This window comes from Dehalobacter sp. TeCB1, from assembly GCF_001707455.1.
Classification (GTDB): domain Bacteria; phylum Bacillota; class Desulfitobacteriia; order Desulfitobacteriales; family Syntrophobotulaceae; genus Dehalobacter; species Dehalobacter restrictus.
In genome coordinates this window covers 19,194-36,216 of record NZ_MCHF01000037.1, presented here as the reverse complement: position 1 = coordinate 36,216, position 17,023 = coordinate 19,194, and the positions used below count along the sequence as shown (strand labels likewise).

21 protein-coding genes are annotated in these 17,023 nt (G+C 46.6%); 19 read left to right on the top strand and 2 right to left on the bottom strand.

Features of this window, described 5'->3' with window-relative positions; genetic code table 11:
* Window positions 1–315 precede the first annotated feature (315 nt).
* The 6 genes from A7D23_RS10125 to A7D23_RS10100 all read left to right on the top strand — a co-directional run bounded on the left by A7D23_RS10125 (window position 316) and on the right by A7D23_RS10100 (window position 5,365).
* Window positions 316–1,581 (top strand): phenylacetate--CoA ligase, encoded by a 1,266-nt coding sequence (locus A7D23_RS10125; protein WP_019226634.1) that lies wholly within the window; start codon window positions 316–318, stop codon window positions 1,579–1,581.
* A 37-nt stretch (window positions 1,582–1,618) separates the two neighbouring features.
* Window positions 1,619–2,014, top strand: a complete 396-nt coding sequence (locus A7D23_RS10120) for an ACT domain-containing protein (protein ID WP_019226635.1) — start codon at window positions 1,619–1,621, stop codon at window positions 2,012–2,014.
* 164 nt (window positions 2,015–2,178) lie between these two features.
* On the top strand, window positions 2,179–2,814 hold the full coding sequence (locus A7D23_RS10115; protein ID WP_019226636.1) for a DUF3793 family protein: 636 nt from the start codon (window positions 2,179–2,181) through the stop codon (window positions 2,812–2,814).
* A 43-nt stretch (window positions 2,815–2,857) separates the two neighbouring features.
* Window positions 2,858–3,412, top strand: a complete 555-nt coding sequence (locus A7D23_RS10110) for a manganese catalase family protein (protein WP_019226637.1) — start codon at window positions 2,858–2,860, stop codon at window positions 3,410–3,412.
* 59 nt (window positions 3,413–3,471) lie between these two features.
* A complete protein-coding gene (locus A7D23_RS10105) occupies window positions 3,472–4,806 on the top strand; it encodes an aminotransferase class V-fold PLP-dependent enzyme (RefSeq protein WP_019226638.1) in 1,335 nt (444 codons plus the stop codon).
* 76 nt (window positions 4,807–4,882) lie between these two features.
* Window positions 4,883–5,365, top strand: coding sequence for a DsrE/DsrF/DrsH-like family protein (locus A7D23_RS10100; RefSeq protein WP_019226639.1), 483 nt, complete (start codon window positions 4,883–4,885; stop codon window positions 5,363–5,365).
* 43 nt (window positions 5,366–5,408) lie between these two features.
* On the opposite strand, the gene A7D23_RS10095 is transcribed toward A7D23_RS10100, so the two are convergent.
* Window positions 5,409–5,690, bottom strand: coding sequence for a hypothetical protein (locus tag A7D23_RS10095; protein WP_019226640.1), 282 nt, complete (start codon window positions 5,688–5,690; stop codon window positions 5,409–5,411).
* Between the two features lie 267 nt (window positions 5,691–5,957).
* Between A7D23_RS10095 and A7D23_RS10090 the strand changes: the two genes are divergently transcribed.
* The 5 genes from A7D23_RS10090 (at window position 5,958) to A7D23_RS10075 (ending at window position 9,130) form a co-directional block, all read left to right on the top strand.
* Entirely contained in the window at window positions 5,958–6,452 is a 495-nt protein-coding gene (locus A7D23_RS10090; protein WP_019226641.1) for an NfeD family protein, read from the top strand.
* A gap of 14 nt (window positions 6,453–6,466) precedes the next feature.
* Window positions 6,467–7,468 carry a flotillin-like protein FloA gene (gene floA / locus A7D23_RS10085; RefSeq protein ID WP_015043488.1) on the top strand — a complete coding sequence of 334 codons (1,002 nt, stop codon included), beginning with the start codon at window positions 6,467–6,469 and terminating at the stop codon, window positions 7,466–7,468.
* A 10-nt stretch (window positions 7,469–7,478) separates the two neighbouring features.
* Window positions 7,479–8,105 carry a hypothetical protein gene (locus tag A7D23_RS10080; RefSeq protein ID WP_019226642.1) on the top strand — a complete coding sequence of 209 codons (627 nt, stop codon included), beginning with the start codon at window positions 7,479–7,481 and terminating at the stop codon, window positions 8,103–8,105.
* Window positions 8,106–8,460: 355 nt separating this feature from the next.
* A complete protein-coding gene (locus A7D23_RS16575) occupies window positions 8,461–8,586 on the top strand; it encodes a hypothetical protein (protein ID WP_019226644.1) in 126 nt (41 codons plus the stop codon).
* A gap of 205 nt (window positions 8,587–8,791) precedes the next feature.
* Window positions 8,792–9,130, top strand: a complete 339-nt coding sequence (locus A7D23_RS10075; RefSeq protein ID WP_019226646.1) for an arsenate reductase family protein — start codon at window positions 8,792–8,794, stop codon at window positions 9,128–9,130.
* Window positions 9,131–9,149: 19 nt separating this feature from the next.
* Here the strand turns inward: A7D23_RS10075 and hisC are convergent, their stop codons facing one another.
* The gene (gene hisC / locus A7D23_RS10070) at window positions 9,150–10,208 is read right to left on the bottom strand and encodes a histidinol-phosphate transaminase (RefSeq protein ID WP_025206020.1); all 1,059 of its coding nucleotides are present in this window, start codon (window positions 10,206–10,208) and stop codon (window positions 9,150–9,152) included.
* Window positions 10,209–10,440: 232 nt separating this feature from the next.
* Between hisC and A7D23_RS10065 the strand changes: the two genes are divergently transcribed.
* The 8 genes from A7D23_RS10065 to hisF all read left to right on the top strand — a co-directional run bounded on the left by A7D23_RS10065 (window position 10,441) and on the right by hisF (window position 16,957).
* On the top strand, window positions 10,441–10,746 hold the full coding sequence (locus A7D23_RS10065; protein WP_019226648.1) for a YerC/YecD family TrpR-related protein: 306 nt from the start codon (window positions 10,441–10,443) through the stop codon (window positions 10,744–10,746).
* 29 nt (window positions 10,747–10,775) lie between these two features.
* Window positions 10,776–11,936, top strand: coding sequence for an ATP phosphoribosyltransferase regulatory subunit (gene hisZ / locus A7D23_RS10060; protein WP_019226649.1), 1,161 nt, complete (start codon window positions 10,776–10,778; stop codon window positions 11,934–11,936).
* 122 nt (window positions 11,937–12,058) lie between these two features.
* Window positions 12,059–12,721, top strand: a complete 663-nt coding sequence (gene hisG / locus A7D23_RS10055) for an ATP phosphoribosyltransferase (protein WP_026071891.1) — start codon at window positions 12,059–12,061, stop codon at window positions 12,719–12,721.
* A 33-nt stretch (window positions 12,722–12,754) separates the two neighbouring features.
* A complete protein-coding gene (gene hisD, locus A7D23_RS10050) occupies window positions 12,755–14,041 on the top strand; it encodes a histidinol dehydrogenase (RefSeq protein WP_019226650.1) in 1,287 nt (428 codons plus the stop codon).
* 70 nt (window positions 14,042–14,111) lie between these two features.
* The gene (gene hisB, locus A7D23_RS10045) at window positions 14,112–14,696 is read left to right on the top strand and encodes an imidazoleglycerol-phosphate dehydratase HisB (RefSeq protein WP_019226651.1); all 585 of its coding nucleotides are present in this window, start codon (window positions 14,112–14,114) and stop codon (window positions 14,694–14,696) included.
* A gap of 70 nt (window positions 14,697–14,766) precedes the next feature.
* A complete protein-coding gene (gene hisH, locus A7D23_RS10040) occupies window positions 14,767–15,378 on the top strand; it encodes an imidazole glycerol phosphate synthase subunit HisH (protein WP_025206019.1) in 612 nt (203 codons plus the stop codon).
* A complete protein-coding gene (gene hisA / locus A7D23_RS10035; RefSeq protein ID WP_019226653.1) occupies window positions 15,375–16,103 on the top strand; it encodes a 1-(5-phosphoribosyl)-5-[(5-phosphoribosylamino)methylideneamino]imidazole-4-carboxamide isomerase in 729 nt (242 codons plus the stop codon). Before hisH ends, hisA begins: the two co-directional genes overlap by 4 nt.
* A gap of 95 nt (window positions 16,104–16,198) precedes the next feature.
* The gene (gene hisF, locus A7D23_RS10030; RefSeq protein ID WP_019226654.1) at window positions 16,199–16,957 is read left to right on the top strand and encodes an imidazole glycerol phosphate synthase subunit HisF; all 759 of its coding nucleotides are present in this window, start codon (window positions 16,199–16,201) and stop codon (window positions 16,955–16,957) included.
* The last annotated feature ends 66 nt before the right edge of the window (window positions 16,958–17,023 follow it).

Below are 17,023 nucleotides of genomic sequence, written 5' to 3'. Positions count from 1 at the left end.
ACTCAAAGATTCCCGCAGAACACATCCTAAAGTTCTTGTCGGAATATTGCCAGACTAAATGCAATCACTCCCCCATGGGGGAGTGAAGAAAAAGGAGACTTTCGATTGTAAGACTTAATGCCACTATCCTGTTTGAAGATTTAAATGCAATCACCCAGTAATGTATAGGTTGCATTTACAAAGTCAATTGAGGTACAATTTTTTATTAAAGCGCTATTTCAAAATACAGATTCAAATATGGATTATCTTGATATATAATATACCTATTGTTAACAGTTAGCGTTCAAAATAAGTTTGAGGCAGGAGGATGGTAGGATGACTCAGAATGAGTTGTTACTTCATTTAAGAAAGACCGTTGAACAGGTCTTAAAAGCTCCCTACTACAAGAAAAAACTGGCTGAGGTGGGTATCTATTATCCCGGTGATGTCAAATCCCTGGAGGATTTTCGGAAGATACCATTGACGGATAAAGAAGCGTTACGCCAGAATTATCCTTTCGGATTATTTGCCGAGCCATTGGAAAAGATGGTCAGAATCCATGCTTCCTCAGGGACAACGGGAAAACCGACCGTTGTAGGGTATACCCGTGAAGATATTCAGTTATGGGCCAAAATTGTGGCCAACGGTCTCAGAAGGGCTGGCATTACGTCCAACGACGTTGTACAGGTCGCTTATGGCTATGGCTTGTTTACCGGCGGTATGGGACTGCATTACGGATGTGAAGAACTTGGGGCTTTAGTCATTCCGATCTCCGGCGGCAACACCCAGCGTCAGCTGATGCTGATGCGTGACTTTGGAAGTACGGTTCTTTGCTGTACTCCGTCGTACGCACTTTATCTGGCAGACAGTCTGGGGGAAGAGGGTATGACCAAAGAAGACCTGAAGCTGAGGGTCGGGATATTTGGCGCTGAGCCCTGGACAGAACAGATGAGGACAGAGATTGAAGCCAGACTTGGTATTCGGGCGCTCGATATCTATGGATTGAGTGAAACGATGGGACCCGGCGTTTCTTTGGAGTGCCTGAAGGGCGAAGGGCTGCATATCGATGAGAACTTCTACCCTGAAATTCTCGATAAAGACGGAAATGTTCTGCCAGAAGGAGAAACAGGAGAACTTGTTCTTACCAGCTTTAACAAAATGGGTTTCCCCGGACTTCGCTATAGAACGAAAGATATTACCAGCATCACCTATGGAAGCTGTACCTGCGGCCACACCGGCTGGACGATGAAGAGAGTGTCGGCCAGAGTCGATGATATGCTGATTATTCGCGGTGTCAACGTCTTCCCAAGCCAGATTGAAGAAGCGATCCTGTCGGTAGGCGGAATCGAACCGCATTATCTGATTGTTGTGGACCGTGAGGGTAATCTCGATACCCTCGAAGTGCAGATTGAGGTGAATGCGGCAAGCTTCAACGATGAGATCCGGGAACTCGAAGAGCTCCAGCAAAGGCTTCAAACTAAAATACATGAGATCCTTAATATTGCGGCCAGGGTGCGTCTTGTCGAGCCGAAGAGTATCCCGCGCAGCGAAGGAAAAGCGAAGCGTGTAATTGATAAACGCAAGGAAAAACAATTAAGCTAAATTCTCCTAAATGAAAAAAATAAAGGGGGAAAAACATATGTTACAACTGTCAATTTTTCTGGAAAATGCCCAGGGCCGTCTGGCAGACGCACTGAATACTTTAGCTGACCTTCAAGTCAATATCCGCGCGCTGTCCCTTGCTGACACCAAAGATTACGGTGTACTCAGGATTATCGTGGAGAACCCGGAAGAAGTTGCGGAGAAACTCCGGGAGCGCAATTGTGTCGTCAAGATCACCCGGGTCTGGGTGCTAAAAGTTCCCGACAGTCCGGGAGGTCTGGCTGGACAACTGAACAAGCTTGTTGCCGAGGGTGTGAACGTTGAATATATGTATGGTTTTGTGGAAAAGGAAAACGAGCAGGCCCAGGTCGTTCTAAGAGTCAGAGATGCTGAAATCATGCAGGCCGCGATGGACAAACTCGCGCTCAAATGAAGAAAGAAGAAAGTAAGCGATCAAACACAGTATGAAAATATAATAACAATATGAAAAAAACCTGTTTCCTTACAAAAATAAGGAAACAGGTTTTTTGTATAATCCGTTCTGGCATTTAGGAAAATAAATTTAGTACCATTGAAAATTTGTTTTTGGAGGATGATATGCAGGACTTCATTGCGACTTACACCAGCCAAAGAAAAAAACAGGAGACTCGGCAATATCTGCTCGATAATATCACCTATCATCTTGCACCGCTGCTTATCGCATCCAAGCCGGCTGAGCTGCTTACATTTACCACTGCCATCAAAAAAGATGCGCTGGAGGCCTGGGATCAAATCAAAGATAGGCTTTACCCCTATGTGATGGTTCAGGAAATTGTCAGGAATAAAGCTTCTGTCAGCGTATTATTTTATGCAGCAGACAGATTATCTTCAATACTTCAAATCCCTGAGAACCAGCATTTCTTAAGATCACTGGATTATTGTGGGGAGACGGATCAGGATACGGCAATCCGGACTTTAAAACAAAAATGGATCATTGGGCCTTTCCCTCACGAAATCGGACTATTTCTGGGCTTCCCACTGGACGATGTGGCAGATTTTATCTATTTCCCCGATAAAAAACCTCTGCTGACCGGTTACTGGAAGGTCTACCATGCTCCTGAGAAAGCCAGGAGAATATTTCAGGAATACAACGAGGCCAGATATGCATACATCCGATACATGCTCGACGGGAACAAAAGTGAGGGCTTTTTAAAATGCATGGGTCGGAACCGGTTGAAAGGATCTTCAATATAATAAGCTAAAGAATGATTTGCCATGGCCGTCAGGAGGAATTGGGATGTTTAGTTACCAGAAACGTTTACTATATCCGGTTTATGTTGAGCAGAAAAATGAGAAGCTGGCCTGGACCTTATTGGAACATATCGGCGGGAAAGACGGGGAATTTACTGCTTTTACACGTCATATGTATCAGCGCCTGCATGTGATCAATCCATATATTCGTGATCTTTTGGGTATGATTGCTTCGGAAGAGCTTGCGCATATGGAGATCATTGCAGCTGTAGTCAGAAAGCTTGGCCTTGCTGATTTGCCGCTTGCCAATTCCGGGCAGGAGTCCTGGAATATGGAATATGTTGAGAAAAGTACGGATATTAATGAGATGCTCAAAATCGATGAAGAAGCGGAAATCAGGGCGAAGAGACTGTACCTGCGGCATCTCACACTGACTGAGGACACTTCGCTAAAGAAAGTGCTCCAATTCTTAGTCAACCGGGAAGAAGTTCATCAAAGATTACTAAGAAAAAGCGGTGTTCTAGTGGCTCAGGAAGCCAATAATGAGCAGTTCTCGACGCTGATTCATGAATATAAAATGAGTTTGCGCGTAATGAAGTAACAAATTTTCCCTTGGTCAATAAACTATGAGGGGATTATTATGTTATAGGGGAGAGGAAAATGAGTATTGCTATTACCAAAATGAATTATGGTAAACTGGTTGTCGGAATTGATGCGGAGGTTGAGCTCAAAAACGGTAAAAACTGCAGGGGAATCAATTTTGATAATGCAGCAACGACGCCGCCTTTTGTTTCAGTGCTCCAGGAAATCAGCAGTTTTGCACCGTATTATTCGTCAATTCACAGGGGGTCCGGCTACAAGTCCAAATTGTCTTCGGAAAAATATGAAAGTGCCAGGAAAACAGTGATGGATTTTGTGGGTGCAGACCACAAAAGGGATGTGGTGATCTTTGTTAAGAATGCCACAGAGGCTATCAATAAAGTGGCCTTCAGGCTGTCACAGGACGTGGATCCATACATAAAAAGTGTTATCCTTTCAACTTCCATGGAGCATCATTCCAATGACCTGCCCTGGCGGGAAAAGTATGAGGTCGATTATATTGAGGTGGATGAATGTGGAAGGCTAATCTTTAACGATTTTATTGAAAAGCTGGAAAAATATAAAGGCCGGGTCAAGCTGGTAACTGTAGCCGGAGCTTCAAATGTAACAGGTTATGTCAATCCCGTACATCGAATTGCTGAATGGGCTCATAAATATGGTGCAAAGGTCATGGTTGACGGATCACAGCTGCTTCCTCATCAGCCGTTTGATACGAAGCCCTCCGCTTCCAGCAAACATATCGATTTTCTTGTTTTCTCCGCACATAAGATGTATGCGCCTTTTGGGACCGGCGTTCTGATTGGCCCCAAAGACTTTTTCCTGAAGGGAAGCCCCGATTATCAGGGCGGAGGAACAGTCAAAGCTGTAACCCGTGATTTTGTAATCTGGAATGATCCTCCTTCCAAAGATGAGGCCGGAACGCCCAACTTAATGGGCGTGCTGGCCTTGGCCGCAAGTATAAAAACCCTGAGCGCAATCGGGATGCGAAATGTGTACAAGCATGAAAAAACCCTGACATCTCAACTGATTCAGGGATTAAAGAAAATAGACTGTATCGACATATATTGTGCAGAAGATCAAAGTCAGGAACGGGTCGGGATTGTCCCCTTTAATATGAAGGGCATTTATCATGAGAAACTGGCGGATATACTAGCCGGAGAAGCCGGAATTTCTGTCAGGAGCGGGTGTTTCTGCGCACATCCTTACGTCCAAAAGCTGATGAAAGTCGAACCAGCCATCTTAAGCGCAGTTGCAGATCATCTTCCGGAAAATAGACCCGGGATGGTCAGAGTCAGTTTTGGTTTATACAATGAACCTCACGAAGTTGGCAGGCTGCTGGAAGCATTGCAGGAAATTGCCAAAGACAGAAGACGATATTTGAAAATGTACAGCTAAGACAGTCAAGCCTGCATAAAGATAAGAACCATTACCGACAATAAAAACATACATCTAAGAAATGGTGGTGCTTATCATGGAAAAAGAGAAGAAACTCAGCCTGATTTTGTTCAGCGGGGATTATGACAAGGCGATGGCTGCCTTGATTCTGGCTAATTCGGCCCGCGAGCTCAACATGAAAGTCAGTATCTTTTTCGCTTTTTGGGGTCTGTGCCTGATACGCGATCCGGAGAAGATGTCTTTGGAAGACAAAACAGTTTATGAAAAAATGTTAGGAATGACGGCACCGAAAGGTCCGGAAGACCTGCCGCTTTCTCGGATGAATATGGCTGGCATTGGAAAAGCCATGCTGAAACAAATGATGGAAGACCAGGACGCACCAAATCTTTCCGCTTTTCTGAAAGGAGCGCAAAAAAAGGGGGTAAGCTTTTACATATGCAAGCTTTCCCTTGAGATCATGGGTTTTACACTTGAAGAAATGATTCCGGATGTCAAAATCATGACAGCGAAAGATTATCTGCAGGATGCCCTGGAAGCGGACATAGAGCTTTTTATCTAAACTGCTAATCGGCTTCTTCCTTTACACTGTTTCCTTAAAGTTGTTATATCTTCGGTATCCGATATTCGTTCTCTGTATTATCCGCATCAATCACAGTCATATATTCCCGCTGACTGCCATTGGCAGTTTTATTCCGCGTCCCTTGGCGAAAGGCATTCGCCCCGAGTATGGTCTTTTTCTTCTTGCTGAAAAATTTCTGATAGATGACGCGGGTGGAAATCCCGATGCCCAGGAGAAGCAAAAAGACCCAAGAAACTATTACTGCCAGGAAAATCATTCCTAAAGCAAAAATGGAATATAGAAGATATTTTAATAAATCAGGCATTTATATCACCTCTGACTATTATTATAAGCAGTAAGCTTAAGATATGATTAATGCAGACAAATGATTAATGCAGATCATTAATATGCAGAATGAATCTTAGGTTATCGGATAAGCTCTAAGGTGAATTTAATCATTGCCGGATATTGTAAGGTTTAGAAGAACGATTGTCTTTACAAATGAAGTCATGAATCTAACGTGACAGTACGAAGAAGGAATAGCCCAAAAAGTAAAATTATGCTAAAATAAGTGAAGAAAGGGGATGTGAATTTGGATGTTTTTGTCGGGATTTCTCTTTCCCTGATTATTGTAGGAATCATTCTGGTTATTCTGGAAATATTCATTATTCCAGGCTTTGGCGTCTCAGGGATCATCGGGCTTTTGATGATGATCGGTGGAGTATTTTTAGTGGCTGATTCGTTCGCCGAGGGCGTCGTGTATCTTCTGATCATACTTATTATGGCAGGGCTGCTGATCTATATTGGGTATAAAACGGGTCGGCTGAAAAAACTCTGGCGTAAGGTAACTTTGGGGGAAAAGCAGAGAACCGAAGAAGGCTTCGTAGCACCCAAAACAGATTATAAACACTATCTCGGGAAAACAGGAAAAGCCCTGACCCTGCTCCGTCCGGCAGGCACAGCGCAGATTGAAGGAGAACGGGTCGATGTCGTCACAGATGGAAGTTTCATCCCAAAAGATTCTGCGATAAAGGTCATCGCGGTTGAGGGCACAAGAATCATTGTGAGTAGGGAAGAAAATGAATAGGAGGTTATAAACATATGACAACGGCACTTGTTACAACGGTGATACTGATTATGCTGGTTCTGATTATTCTAATGGTTCTGTTTACGTTTATTCCGGTCGGTCTCTGGATTTCGGCTTTGGCAGCTGGTGTTAATATCGGCATATTCACACTGATCGGAATGAGACTTAGGCGAGTTGCACCGATCAGGATTGTGAACCCATTGATTAAAGCACATAAAGCTGGTCTGGGACTTACCCCGGCACAGCTTGAGGCCCATTACCTTGCCGGAGGAAATGTTGACAAGGTTGTTAACGCATTAATTGCTGCGGAAAGAGCGGCCATACCGCTTAAATTTGAAAGAGCCGCAGCCATTGATTTGGCAGGACGTGATATTATGCAAGCGGTGCAAATGTCCGTTAATCCGAAAGTTATCCAAACACCCACTGTCTCTGCTGTTGCACAAAATGGGATTGAATTAAGAGTCATAGCAAGAGTCACAGTTCGGGCAAACATTGACCGTCTGGTTGGCGGAGCTGGTGAAGAAACGATTATTGCACGCGTCGGAGAGGGCATAGTAACAAGTATCGGCAGTTCCTCTTCCCATGCCAATGTTCTCGAAAATCCGGACATGATATCCCAGGCTGTTTTGAATAAAGGGTTGGACTCCGGAACAGCTTTTGAAATCCTCTCCATTGATATTGCCGATGTCGATGTCGGCAAAAACATTGGAGCGCAGCTGCAAACAGATCAGGCTGAAGCGGACAAGAGGATTGCCCAAGCCAAAGCGGAGGAACGCAGAGCGATGGCGGTAGCCAGGGAACAGGAAATGAAAGCGTCCGTTCAGGAAATGAGAGCAAAAGTCGTGGATGCGGAAGCGGAGGTGCCACTGGCACTGGCATCAGCTTTAAAAGAGGGACGCCTTGGCGTTATGGATTATTACAATCTGCAAAACGTGATTGCAGATACCCGCATGCGGGATAATATCGCTGTCACAGCCAAAGGAGATGAACCGGAAACGACGATACCCAAGAAGTAGGTGATGTTCAGTGGATATCATAACATTTATCATTATTGCGGTTGTAATTTACAGCTTCTTTGCCAATAAAGACAAGCCTCCGCAACGCAGGCCTGTTAGGCCGGAGGACAACAGGCCGTTGTCCGAACCTCTGACAACCGAGATGGACAGGGACATTTCCCGGATGGAAAGAAAGAAAAAAGGAAATTTCTTCGAAGATCTGGAAAGACAGCTTAGGGAATCTGTGGAAAAGGCTGAGAGAGAGCTGCAGGCTGGACCGTACGGATCAACCGTCAAGAAAAAGGCTGCTGCCCCTCCGACTTCTGCTTCTTCAGTTCCGCGGAAAGCTGAAACCGTCCAAAAAACAGAAAACAAATGGAGAGAAGAAGGACGATCGGACTATGATCGGTATATTTCCAACGAGGGCACCCAGGGCATTGAAGGCCTCGGCGGCGATGAAGGAACCGCAGACCAGGAAGGAACATGGGGAGCCGAAGGCAGTGATTATACCAACAGGCAGATCATACCGAGAGATCAAATTTCTCAAAAAAGACAAGCCTTCGGTTTCGGTTTGTCATCCTCGGAAGTGATGCGTGGCGTGATCTGGGCTGAGGTTCTAAAGGAACCGAGGGCCAGGAGAGCATTTCCGCGAAGATAAACAAGATAAAAATTTTAAAATAAATAACAATTTAAATTTTTATAATGTAATGAAGAAATTAAAAATATACCCTCCTATTGGCAGTAAACTGCTCGGGAGGGTTTATTTTTGCCTCTTGAGCAAAATAGAGTACCATATTATGGGAATATGAATAGAATAGAGCGAATATAGAATAGCAGGAGGTGCAAAAAAATGGCAGTTGAAGGTGCTGTAGGCGCTTATGGCGGAGGCATGGGCGGCGGATGTCTTTGTGGGATCGCTATTGTTGTTGTAATCATTTTATTGTTGATTGCAATGGGAATCGTATTCTAGGATAACGAAATAATACAAGTGTCCCGGAAAGGAGGCCCAAAGAATGTATAGACAAGGTGGTTGTTGCTGCAGCATGCCGGTTGCCAGACCAGTGGCTGTACCCAATTATGGGGTAGCAATTATTGCGATTGCAATTTTGATTTTAATTGCCCTTGGCGTAATATTCTAATTCTTACGGCTGAATCTGCTGGATGGTAAAACCAAAAATAGATGCAAATTGCTTGCTTAGTCGGGGATGTCCAAGAAATTTGGACATCTTCGTTTTTACGTGTTATTCTTTATTTTTGATACAAAAAATGGACAACAAGCTTTATTTAGCCAAAAAGAACGGAAGAGACCGGGTTGAAGCCTGATCTGGAGGTTAAGGAGAGTTCATGAACATACAGATATTTGGGATTAAAAAGTGTTTTGATACAAAAAAAGCGGAGCGCTGGTTTAAAGAACGCCGCATTCAATATCAGCTGATTGATCTGGAGCAAAAGGGATTAAGCAAAGGGGAACTGCAGAGCATCAAAGCAGCGATTGGTCTGAACAACCTGTTTAATACCGGAAGCAAAGACTATTCCCGGTTAAACCTCAACAAAATCAGCAGTTCCAATGTCAGGGAAGAGCTGCTGCTGAACAATCCAAGTCTCTACCGGACGCCGATCGTACGCAATGGCAGACAGGCCACAGTAGGGTATGCTTCTGAAGTTTGGGAATCATGGGATTAGTACCGAGCCATAACAAATGTTATGGGTTAATCTCAGTAAGTGCTTGGAGCAGGCTGTCCATCTCCTCGTCACTGCCGATACTGACACGCAGGTAATTGTCAATCTTGGGCTGGCGGAAGTACCTAACCAGAATGCCCTGCTGTCGGAGTTCGGTAAAGACCCCTTCGGCTTTGAACACGGGGTGGGATATGAAAATGAAATTCGCCTGTGAAGGAATCACTTGCCAGCCCATTTGCCTGAGTATCGGAACAATTCTTTCCCTGGTTTGCATCACTTTCTGTCTCGTGGCCTGAAAGTAGGACTCATCTCTTATGGCTGCGATTGCTCCGGCCATGGATAGGCGGTCCAACGTATAAGAATTAAAGGAATTTTTGATCCGGTTCAAGCCTTCCATCAGCCCATCCTGACCTAAAGCAAAGCCTACCCTTAAGCCTGCCAGAGACCGGGACTTGGACAGGGTCTGGATCACCAGCAGATTCGGATACTTCGCAATAAGCGGAATGGCAGTTTCACCGCCAAAATCGATATAAGCTTCATCAACGATGACCACCTTATCTGGATTGCGGATAAGGATTTTTTCTATCATTTCCATCGTTACATAGTTGCCGGTAGGGGCATTGGGGTTTGGAAAAATGACGCCGCCCTCGGAATCGTAGAAATCAGGCGGGTATAAAGAAAATTCTTCCCGCAGCGGAACCAGCCGGTAGTCCAGTTGAAACAGGTTGGCATAGACCGGGTAGAAACTATAGGTAACATCCGGGAAAAGGATCGTGCTGCCCGGGTCAAAAAAAGCCATAAACGCAAAGGCCAGGATTTCATCGGAGCCGTTTCCGACAAATACCCACTCCTTCTTCAGGCCGTAATATTCGGCTACGGTCTGGCGCAAGTCCTCTCCGCTCGGATCGGGGTATAACTTCAGTTTTTCATTCGCAGCTTCTTTGATTGCTTCGAGGACTAAGGGCGAAGGCGGATAGGGGCATTCGTTCGTATTCAGCTTGATATATTTTCTGTCTTTCGGCTGTTCTCCCGGTACGTACGGTCTCTGACCAGCCGCAATTTTGCTCCAGTATTTGCTCATTTGCTCACTCACTCTTTTCAGTAAAATAAACCACCGATTTTTTTCGTTTCTGGGTAAAAAATAAGACGTTGAGTAGATTATATCCTGAGTATATCGGGCCTGCAAGCCAATTCTAATTAATCTTTTTAAACGGAATCACGATTTAAAGATATTTATTCATATTGTACTTGACACCGGGCAAATACTTTAATAAACTAAAGTGTAAAAGAGATAACCCCGGAGGTAAGTAATCATGTTAAGTGACGAAAGGATCAGGGATACCCTGACCGATTCTCTTTTTGAAGCGATCCTTAAGCTCAAAACGAAAGAGGAATGTTACAGCTTCTTTGAGGATCTGGCTACGGTAGCGGAGATCAAGGCCCTCGCGCAGCGGCTGGAAGTCGCCCGCATGCTGGAGGAAGATGTGACCTATTCCAGGATTGCTGAAATGACCGGAGCAAGCTCTGCCACCATCAGCAGGGTCAAACGTTGTTTAAACTATGGTGCCGACGGGTACAAGATGGTTCTCGAGCGGATGGAGAAAGACCACAAAGAATAAGAACTTTCAGAAAAAGAGGTGCAATAATTATGGAACGTTCATCATTGGGGCTTAAAATTCCGGAGGGGATGATCGATCTTCTGCCGGCTGAATTAGCACAGCTGGAGGAACTGGAAGGAAAAGCAATCAGTGTGTGTAAAAATTGGTCCTATCAAAAAGTTGCGACTCCCGGGCTCGAATACCGGGCTTGTGTGGAGCCTGACGCAGACAAGGATGACCATCTATATAAATTCTTTGACAAGAACGGTCATATTCTCGCGTTAAGACCGGAATTTACGACTCCGATTGCCAGGATGGTTGCCACAAGGCAGAAAGGCGGACAATTTCCTTTGCGGTTCTGTTACAGCGGTGATGTTTACAGGAATGATTCCGCCCGTTACCGGGAGTTCAGACAGGTGGGTGTTGAACTGATCGGCTCGGATAATGACATTGCAGACGCTGAAGTCATTGCGCTGGCCATAGAAATCATGAAGACGCTTGAAATCAAAAATTTTCAGCTGAACCTCGGGCATAACGGGATTTTCTCGGGGCTTGCCGAAGAAATGAAGTTTGAAACCAAAGTCAGGGAGGAGTTGGAAGACGGTATAGCCCGCAAGGACATGGTCAAACTTGAAAAAATCATTTCTTCCAACGATTTGCCTGAGTCGGCAAAGGAACTTCTTCTTTCCCTGCCTTATCTGACCGGCAAAGAAGAAGTCCTGGATAAGCTCCAGAACTGGACGCATATCAAACCGATAAGAAAAGCTGTTGAATCTTTACGGACCATCTATTTGTATTTAAAGGAATTCGGAGTTCAGGACTACGTATCCCTGGACCTTGGGATTTTAAGAGGGTTCTCGTATTATACCGGCGCAATTTTTGAAGGCTATCTTCCGGGGATCGGCGTTCCGCTGATTGAAGGAGGACGTTACGATGGTCTCTATGCAGATTTTGGAATGAACCACGGCGCAACAGGCTTTGCGGTTAATCTTGGCTTTATACTTGAGAAGGCTGCAGATTTTGAATTGGATATGGCCGATGTTCTGGTTTACGGACAATCCCCCGGAGCTGTGATCAAACGCTGCCGGGAGCTCAGAAAGAGCGGCAAAAAAGTTGAGATGGCCCTCGGATTCCTGGAGGACACCGATGCCAGAAACATGGCTTCCAGCCGCGGAATTGCGCTGCTGGAGAAGATTGAAAGCAATAAATAAGTGTCCTGCCTAATGGGGCAGGTCAAATAGTTTCTAACTTACACGATTTTCATTTAACATCGTTAGCAATTAATTTACAGGCCATTGGTCTAATCATGAATCTTTGGAAGGGGCTTTGCATTGTGCCGAAGAATTATTTAACCATAGCGCTGCCAAAAGGAAAATTACTGACGGATTCAGTGGCGCTTCTGACGGAAGCGGGGCTGGACTGCAGATCAGTAGAAAATGATTCCCGTAAACTGTTGTTTGATCTTCCGGGATCAGAGGCGAGAATCATCATTTGCCGCCCGACGGATATCCCGACCTATGTGGAGCAGGGAGCTGCGGATATCGGTTTTGTTGGCAAGGATACTGTAATTGAACAAAACAAAGATGTCGCCGAACTGGTCGACTTAAAATTCGGGTACTGCCGCTTTGTCGTGGCGATGCCGGAGGAGAACCTGCCGCAGAAGCTGCCGGATGGCCTATATGACCTGAGCGTGCTGAATCATAAGAGAGCGGCAACCAAGTTCCCGAGAGTCGCCCAGCTGTTTTTCAATGAGCACGGCATGCAGGTCACACCAATCAAGCTGCATGGCAATATTGAACTTGCTCCCCGCGTGGGTCTGGCTGAAATGATTGTGGATATTGTCTCAACCGGCAAGACCTTAAGGGAGAATAAACTGGCGGAGGTTGCCCAGATCCTCGAAGCTACGAGCAGAATGATTGCCAACCGTGTGTCCTACCGTGTAAAATATGAACGCATTCAGGGACTTGCAGAAAAAATCAGAGTCCTTGTCCAGTAGTACGACTGACATTGCCAAAGGAGGCTTAAGACGATGAAGACTGTGCAAAAAATTCAGGATATTGACCTGAAGAAGCTTATTAATAAATCCTACGGCGATAACCACAACCTCGAAGAAAAAGTTGCAGGAATTCTGCAAAAGATTCGTGAGCAGGGGGATGAAGCCCTATATGACCTGACTGCCGCGTTTGACGGGGTTGACCTGAAGGGCTCGGGATTGCGGGTCACCGATCAGGAGATCTGGGAAGCTTATAAAAAAGTAGATGATGTGTATCTGGAAGCAATTAGCCAGGCGATGAACAACGTCAGAACCTACCACGAAAAGCAAAAAAGGGTTTCCTGGTTTGATATTGCTGAAGACGGCAGTATCCTCGGTCAGATCATTCGTCCTCTGCAGCGGGTTGGGATCTATGTTCCGGGAGGAACAGCGGCTTATCCATCTTCTGTTCTGATGAATGCGCTTCCGGCAGCTGTAGCCGGAGTCGAGGAGATCGTCATGGTTTCTCCGCCCCTGAAAGACGGAAGTCTTTTGCCGGAGGTGCTGGTCGCTGCCGCAGAGTGCGGTGTCAAAGAGATCTATAAGGTCGGAGGTGCGCAGGCGGTCGCTGCTCTTGCTTTTGGCACAGCGACGATTGCACCGGTGGATAAGATTACAGGGCCGGGCAATATCTTTGTGACCCTTGCTAAGAAAATGGTCTATGGAACCGTGGACATTGATATGTTGGCCGGACCGAGCGAGATCCTTATTCTTGCGGATGAAAGCGCTGCCCCGGAGGAACTGGCGGCAGACCTGCTTTCGCAGGCGGAACACGACAGGCTTGCCTCAGCAATTCTGATTTCGCCGTACTCCGATTTGTTGGAAAAGACCGTGATTGAGGTGGAACGCCAGCTTGAAGCGCTTCCACGGGCTGAAATTGCCAGGGCTTCCTGGGATACTTACGGGGCTGCAATCCTGGTTGAAGATCTTGAAGAAGGGATCAACCTTGTGAACCGCATTGCCCCTGAACACTTTGAGCTTGTTGTGCAGGATCCGTTTGCTTGGCTGGGCAAGGTAAAAAATGCCGGAGCGGTATTCCTGGGAAGATATACGCCGGAACCGGTCGGCGACTATTTTGCGGGACCGAACCATATCTTGCCGACAGGAGGGACCGCACGCTTTTATTCTGTCCTTAGCGTCGACACCTTTGTCAAAAGGATCAGTGTGATTAATTATTCCGAAGAAGCACTGCAAAGGGATGCCGCCCAGATTGCGTATCTTGCCCGCAAAGAAGGCTTGGAGGCGCATGCCAGAGCCATAGAGGTCAGACAGAAGTGGCGTTGAAATCGTGATGGCGGAAGAACAGTATCTTCATGTATAATAGAAGGATAAGGTTAGTAAGGGGGCCTATAGTGTGAGGAGTGCCAATCTAAACAGAACAACCCTGGAGACGGAGATTTCACTGACGCTGGCGATTGACGGCAGCGGGAGAGTAAACGTAGATACCGGAATCGGTTTTTTTGACCACATGCTTGATGCCTTTTGCCGGTTTGCCCATTTTGATCTGGAAATTAAAGCCGGAGGAGACCTGAAAGTTGACCAGCATCATTTGGTGGAAGACTGTGGGATCGTCCTTGGACAGGCGTTGAAAGAAGCGCTGGGGGACAAGTCCGGAATTGAGAGAGTCGGGGATTGCCTGTTTCCGATGGATGAAGCCCTGGTTCAGGTTGCCGCAGATATCTCCAACCGGGGATTTTTGGTCTGGAAAGTTGATTGCCCGGAAGGGATGGTCGGTGATTTTCCGGTAGAGATGGCGGAAGAATTTTTCCGGGCATTGGCGACGAATGCCGGCATCACGCTGCATATTTGCATGCTGGATGGGAAAAACAGGCATCACATTCTGGAAGCCTTATTTAAAGCCACGGGCAGGGCCTTCGGACTTGCTGTGAGGAAAAACAGTCATGTTGACGGCGTACCCTCCACCAAGGGGAGCTTATAGGATAGAGCTTTTAGGTTGACAAGGTACTAGCTGGCAAAACAGCATGTAATTACTGGAGGACATCATTAGAATGATAGGCATAGTAGACTATGGACGCGGAAATCTGCGAAGTGTGGAAAAGGCGTTTGAAAAACTTGGGTTTTCAGCGAAGATCATGGAGTCTCCGGAAAAGCTAACCGATACGGCCGGAGTTATTCTGCCTGGAGTCGGCGCTTTCGCGGATGCTATGGATGCGCTGGCGAAAGGCGGCTGGCTTGACCCTTTAAAACAGTATGTACAAAGCGGCAAACCTTTTCTGGGCATCTGCCTCGGTATGCAGCTGCTTTTTGAGATTGGCGAGGAACATGGAGAACATGCCGGTCTTGGTTTTCTCAAAGGCCGGGTGGTCAAATTCCCGCCGGGTTTGAAGATACCGCATATGGGCTGGAATACGCTGAATGTTGTCAGACCGAACAGGATCTGTGATAATATTCCGAACCATTCTTATTTTTATTTTGTCCACTCTTATTTCGCTCAGCCAGCTGATCGGGATTGTATTGCCGGGACCAGCGATTATGGGCTGGAGTTCCCTGCGCTGGTCGGTAAAGACAATGTCTGGGGTGCGCAATTCCACCCAGAGAAGTCCAGCCCCTGGGGTCTGGTCATGCTCGATAATTTTGGGAAATGGGTGAAAAATCAATGATCATATATCCGGCAATCGATTTAAAAGACGGCAAAGTTGTCCGTCTCCTGCAGGGAAGAATGGAGGATGCAACCGTATATTCCGACAATCCTGCCGAGGTGGCGGCTGATTTTAAGGACAGAGGATCAAAGGTTCTGCATATCGTCGACCTGAACGGGGCGTTTTCCGGAAAACCCGTGAACGATGAAGCTATTCGGGATATTGTCAAGAATGTTTCGTTAAAAATTCAGGTGGGCGGCGGTATCCGGACGCTGGCCAGAGTCGAAGAACTGCTGGAATTAGGCGTAGCTCGGATCATACTCGGGACGGCCGCGGTAAGGGACCCGGAGCTTGTGATGGAGGCTGTCCGTAGGTATGGCGATCAGATTATTGTCGGCATCGATGCCAAAGACGGCATGGTGGCGGTTCAGGGATGGGCGGAAAGCACCGATCTCAAAGCGGAGGATCTCGGCAAAGCGATGAAGCAAGTCGGCGTGTCCCGGATTGTCTTTACCGACATCTCCCGGGACGGGATGCTTGGTGGCCCGAATATTGCCAGCACCGTCAGTATGGCTGAGACAACTGGCCTGAAAGTGATTGCTTCCGGCGGCATTTCCGCGCTGGATGACCTGAAAAAACTGAAAGCGGAGGCTGACCATGGAATAGCGATTGAAGGCGCAATTGTCGGCAAAGCGATCTATTCCGGCGCATTCACCCTGGAAGAGGCCCTGCAGGTTATCTGTTAGAATATAATTCCTAATTTACATTACTTATACACCTGCTGATTAAGTCACCAGGCCATCCATTACGGTGACTAACCCAAGCAAAAGGAGCAAATTTAATGCTTGCCAAACGAATCATACCCTGCCTCGATGTTCACGATGGCCGGGTAGTTAAAGGGACTAATTTTATTCATCTGCGGGATGCGGGCGACCCTGTGGAACTTGCCTCACTGTATGACCGTGAAGGTGCCGATGAGCTTGTCTTCCTGGATATTTCGGCTTCTGCCGAAGGACGGGAAACGATGGTCGATGTCGTCCGAAGAACTGCTGAGGAAGTGTTTATTCCGTTTACCATTGGTGGGGGCTTAAGAACCATTGAGGATATCCGGAGAATGCTGCGGGCCGGAGCAGATAAAGTCTCCTTAAATACGGCTGCAGTTCAAAATCCGGAGTTAATCGAACAAGGAGCCCTCGCCTTCGGCAGCCAGTGCATTGTTGTCGCAATCGATGCCCGCAAAGTTGGAGAGGGACGTTGGGAAGTGTATACGCACGGAGGCCGTAAACCGACCGGGATCGATGTTCTGGAATGGGCCGGTAAAGTTGAAGAACTTGGGGCGGGTGAAATTCTGCTGACTTCGATGGACCGTGACGGAACCAAAGAGGGCTATGACAACGAACTGAACCGGACCGTGGGCAGAGCGGTATCTATTCCTTTAATCGCGAGCGGCGGGGTCGGAACACTCGAACATATGGCTGAAGGTCTGACGGAGGGGGAAGCAGATGCAGTACTCGCTGCGTCCATTTTCCATTACAGGGAATACAGCATCAAAGAGACGAAAGATTATCTGGCCGGAAAAGGCATACCGATTCGAAGATAATCTTCAGAAATTGATAATCACAGAAAAGATAAGCAAATTTGGATATTGAAGAAACATCTTAGTAAT

What these genes read in the sequence shown, in the direction of transcription:
- A7D23_RS10095 (WP_019226640.1), bottom strand. Translation starts at nt 5,690, where the DNA reads ATGCCTGATTTATTAAAATATCTTCTATATTCCATTTTTGCTTTAGGA.
- A7D23_RS10120 (WP_019226635.1), top strand. Translation starts at nt 1,619, where the DNA reads ATGTTACAACTGTCAATTTTTCTGGAAAATGCCCAGGGCCGTCTGGCA.
- A7D23_RS10075 (WP_019226646.1), top strand. Translation starts at nt 8,792, where the DNA reads ATGAACATACAGATATTTGGGATTAAAAAGTGTTTTGATACAAAAAAA.
- A7D23_RS10100 (WP_019226639.1), top strand. Translation starts at nt 4,883, where the DNA reads ATGGAAAAAGAGAAGAAACTCAGCCTGATTTTGTTCAGCGGGGATTAT.
- A7D23_RS10065 (WP_019226648.1), top strand. Translation starts at nt 10,441, where the DNA reads ATGTTAAGTGACGAAAGGATCAGGGATACCCTGACCGATTCTCTTTTT.
- A7D23_RS16575 (WP_019226644.1), top strand. Translation starts at nt 8,461, where the DNA reads ATGTATAGACAAGGTGGTTGTTGCTGCAGCATGCCGGTTGCCAGACCA.
- hisA (WP_019226653.1), top strand. Translation starts at nt 15,375, where the DNA reads ATGATCATATATCCGGCAATCGATTTAAAAGACGGCAAAGTTGTCCGT.
- floA (WP_015043488.1), top strand. Translation starts at nt 6,467, where the DNA reads ATGACAACGGCACTTGTTACAACGGTGATACTGATTATGCTGGTTCTG.
- A7D23_RS10115 (WP_019226636.1), top strand. Translation starts at nt 2,179, where the DNA reads ATGCAGGACTTCATTGCGACTTACACCAGCCAAAGAAAAAAACAGGAG.
- A7D23_RS10105 (WP_019226638.1), top strand. Translation starts at nt 3,472, where the DNA reads ATGAGTATTGCTATTACCAAAATGAATTATGGTAAACTGGTTGTCGGA.
- hisH (WP_025206019.1), top strand. Translation starts at nt 14,767, where the DNA reads ATGATAGGCATAGTAGACTATGGACGCGGAAATCTGCGAAGTGTGGAA.
- A7D23_RS10125 (WP_019226634.1), top strand. Translation starts at nt 316, where the DNA reads ATGACTCAGAATGAGTTGTTACTTCATTTAAGAAAGACCGTTGAACAG.
- hisC (WP_025206020.1), bottom strand. Translation starts at nt 10,208, where the DNA reads ATGAGCAAATACTGGAGCAAAATTGCGGCTGGTCAGAGACCGTACGTA.
- hisZ (WP_019226649.1), top strand. Translation starts at nt 10,776, where the DNA reads ATGGAACGTTCATCATTGGGGCTTAAAATTCCGGAGGGGATGATCGAT.
- hisD (WP_019226650.1), top strand. Translation starts at nt 12,755, where the DNA reads ATGAAGACTGTGCAAAAAATTCAGGATATTGACCTGAAGAAGCTTATT.
- hisF (WP_019226654.1), top strand. Translation starts at nt 16,199, where the DNA reads ATGCTTGCCAAACGAATCATACCCTGCCTCGATGTTCACGATGGCCGG.
- A7D23_RS10110 (WP_019226637.1), top strand. Translation starts at nt 2,858, where the DNA reads ATGTTTAGTTACCAGAAACGTTTACTATATCCGGTTTATGTTGAGCAG.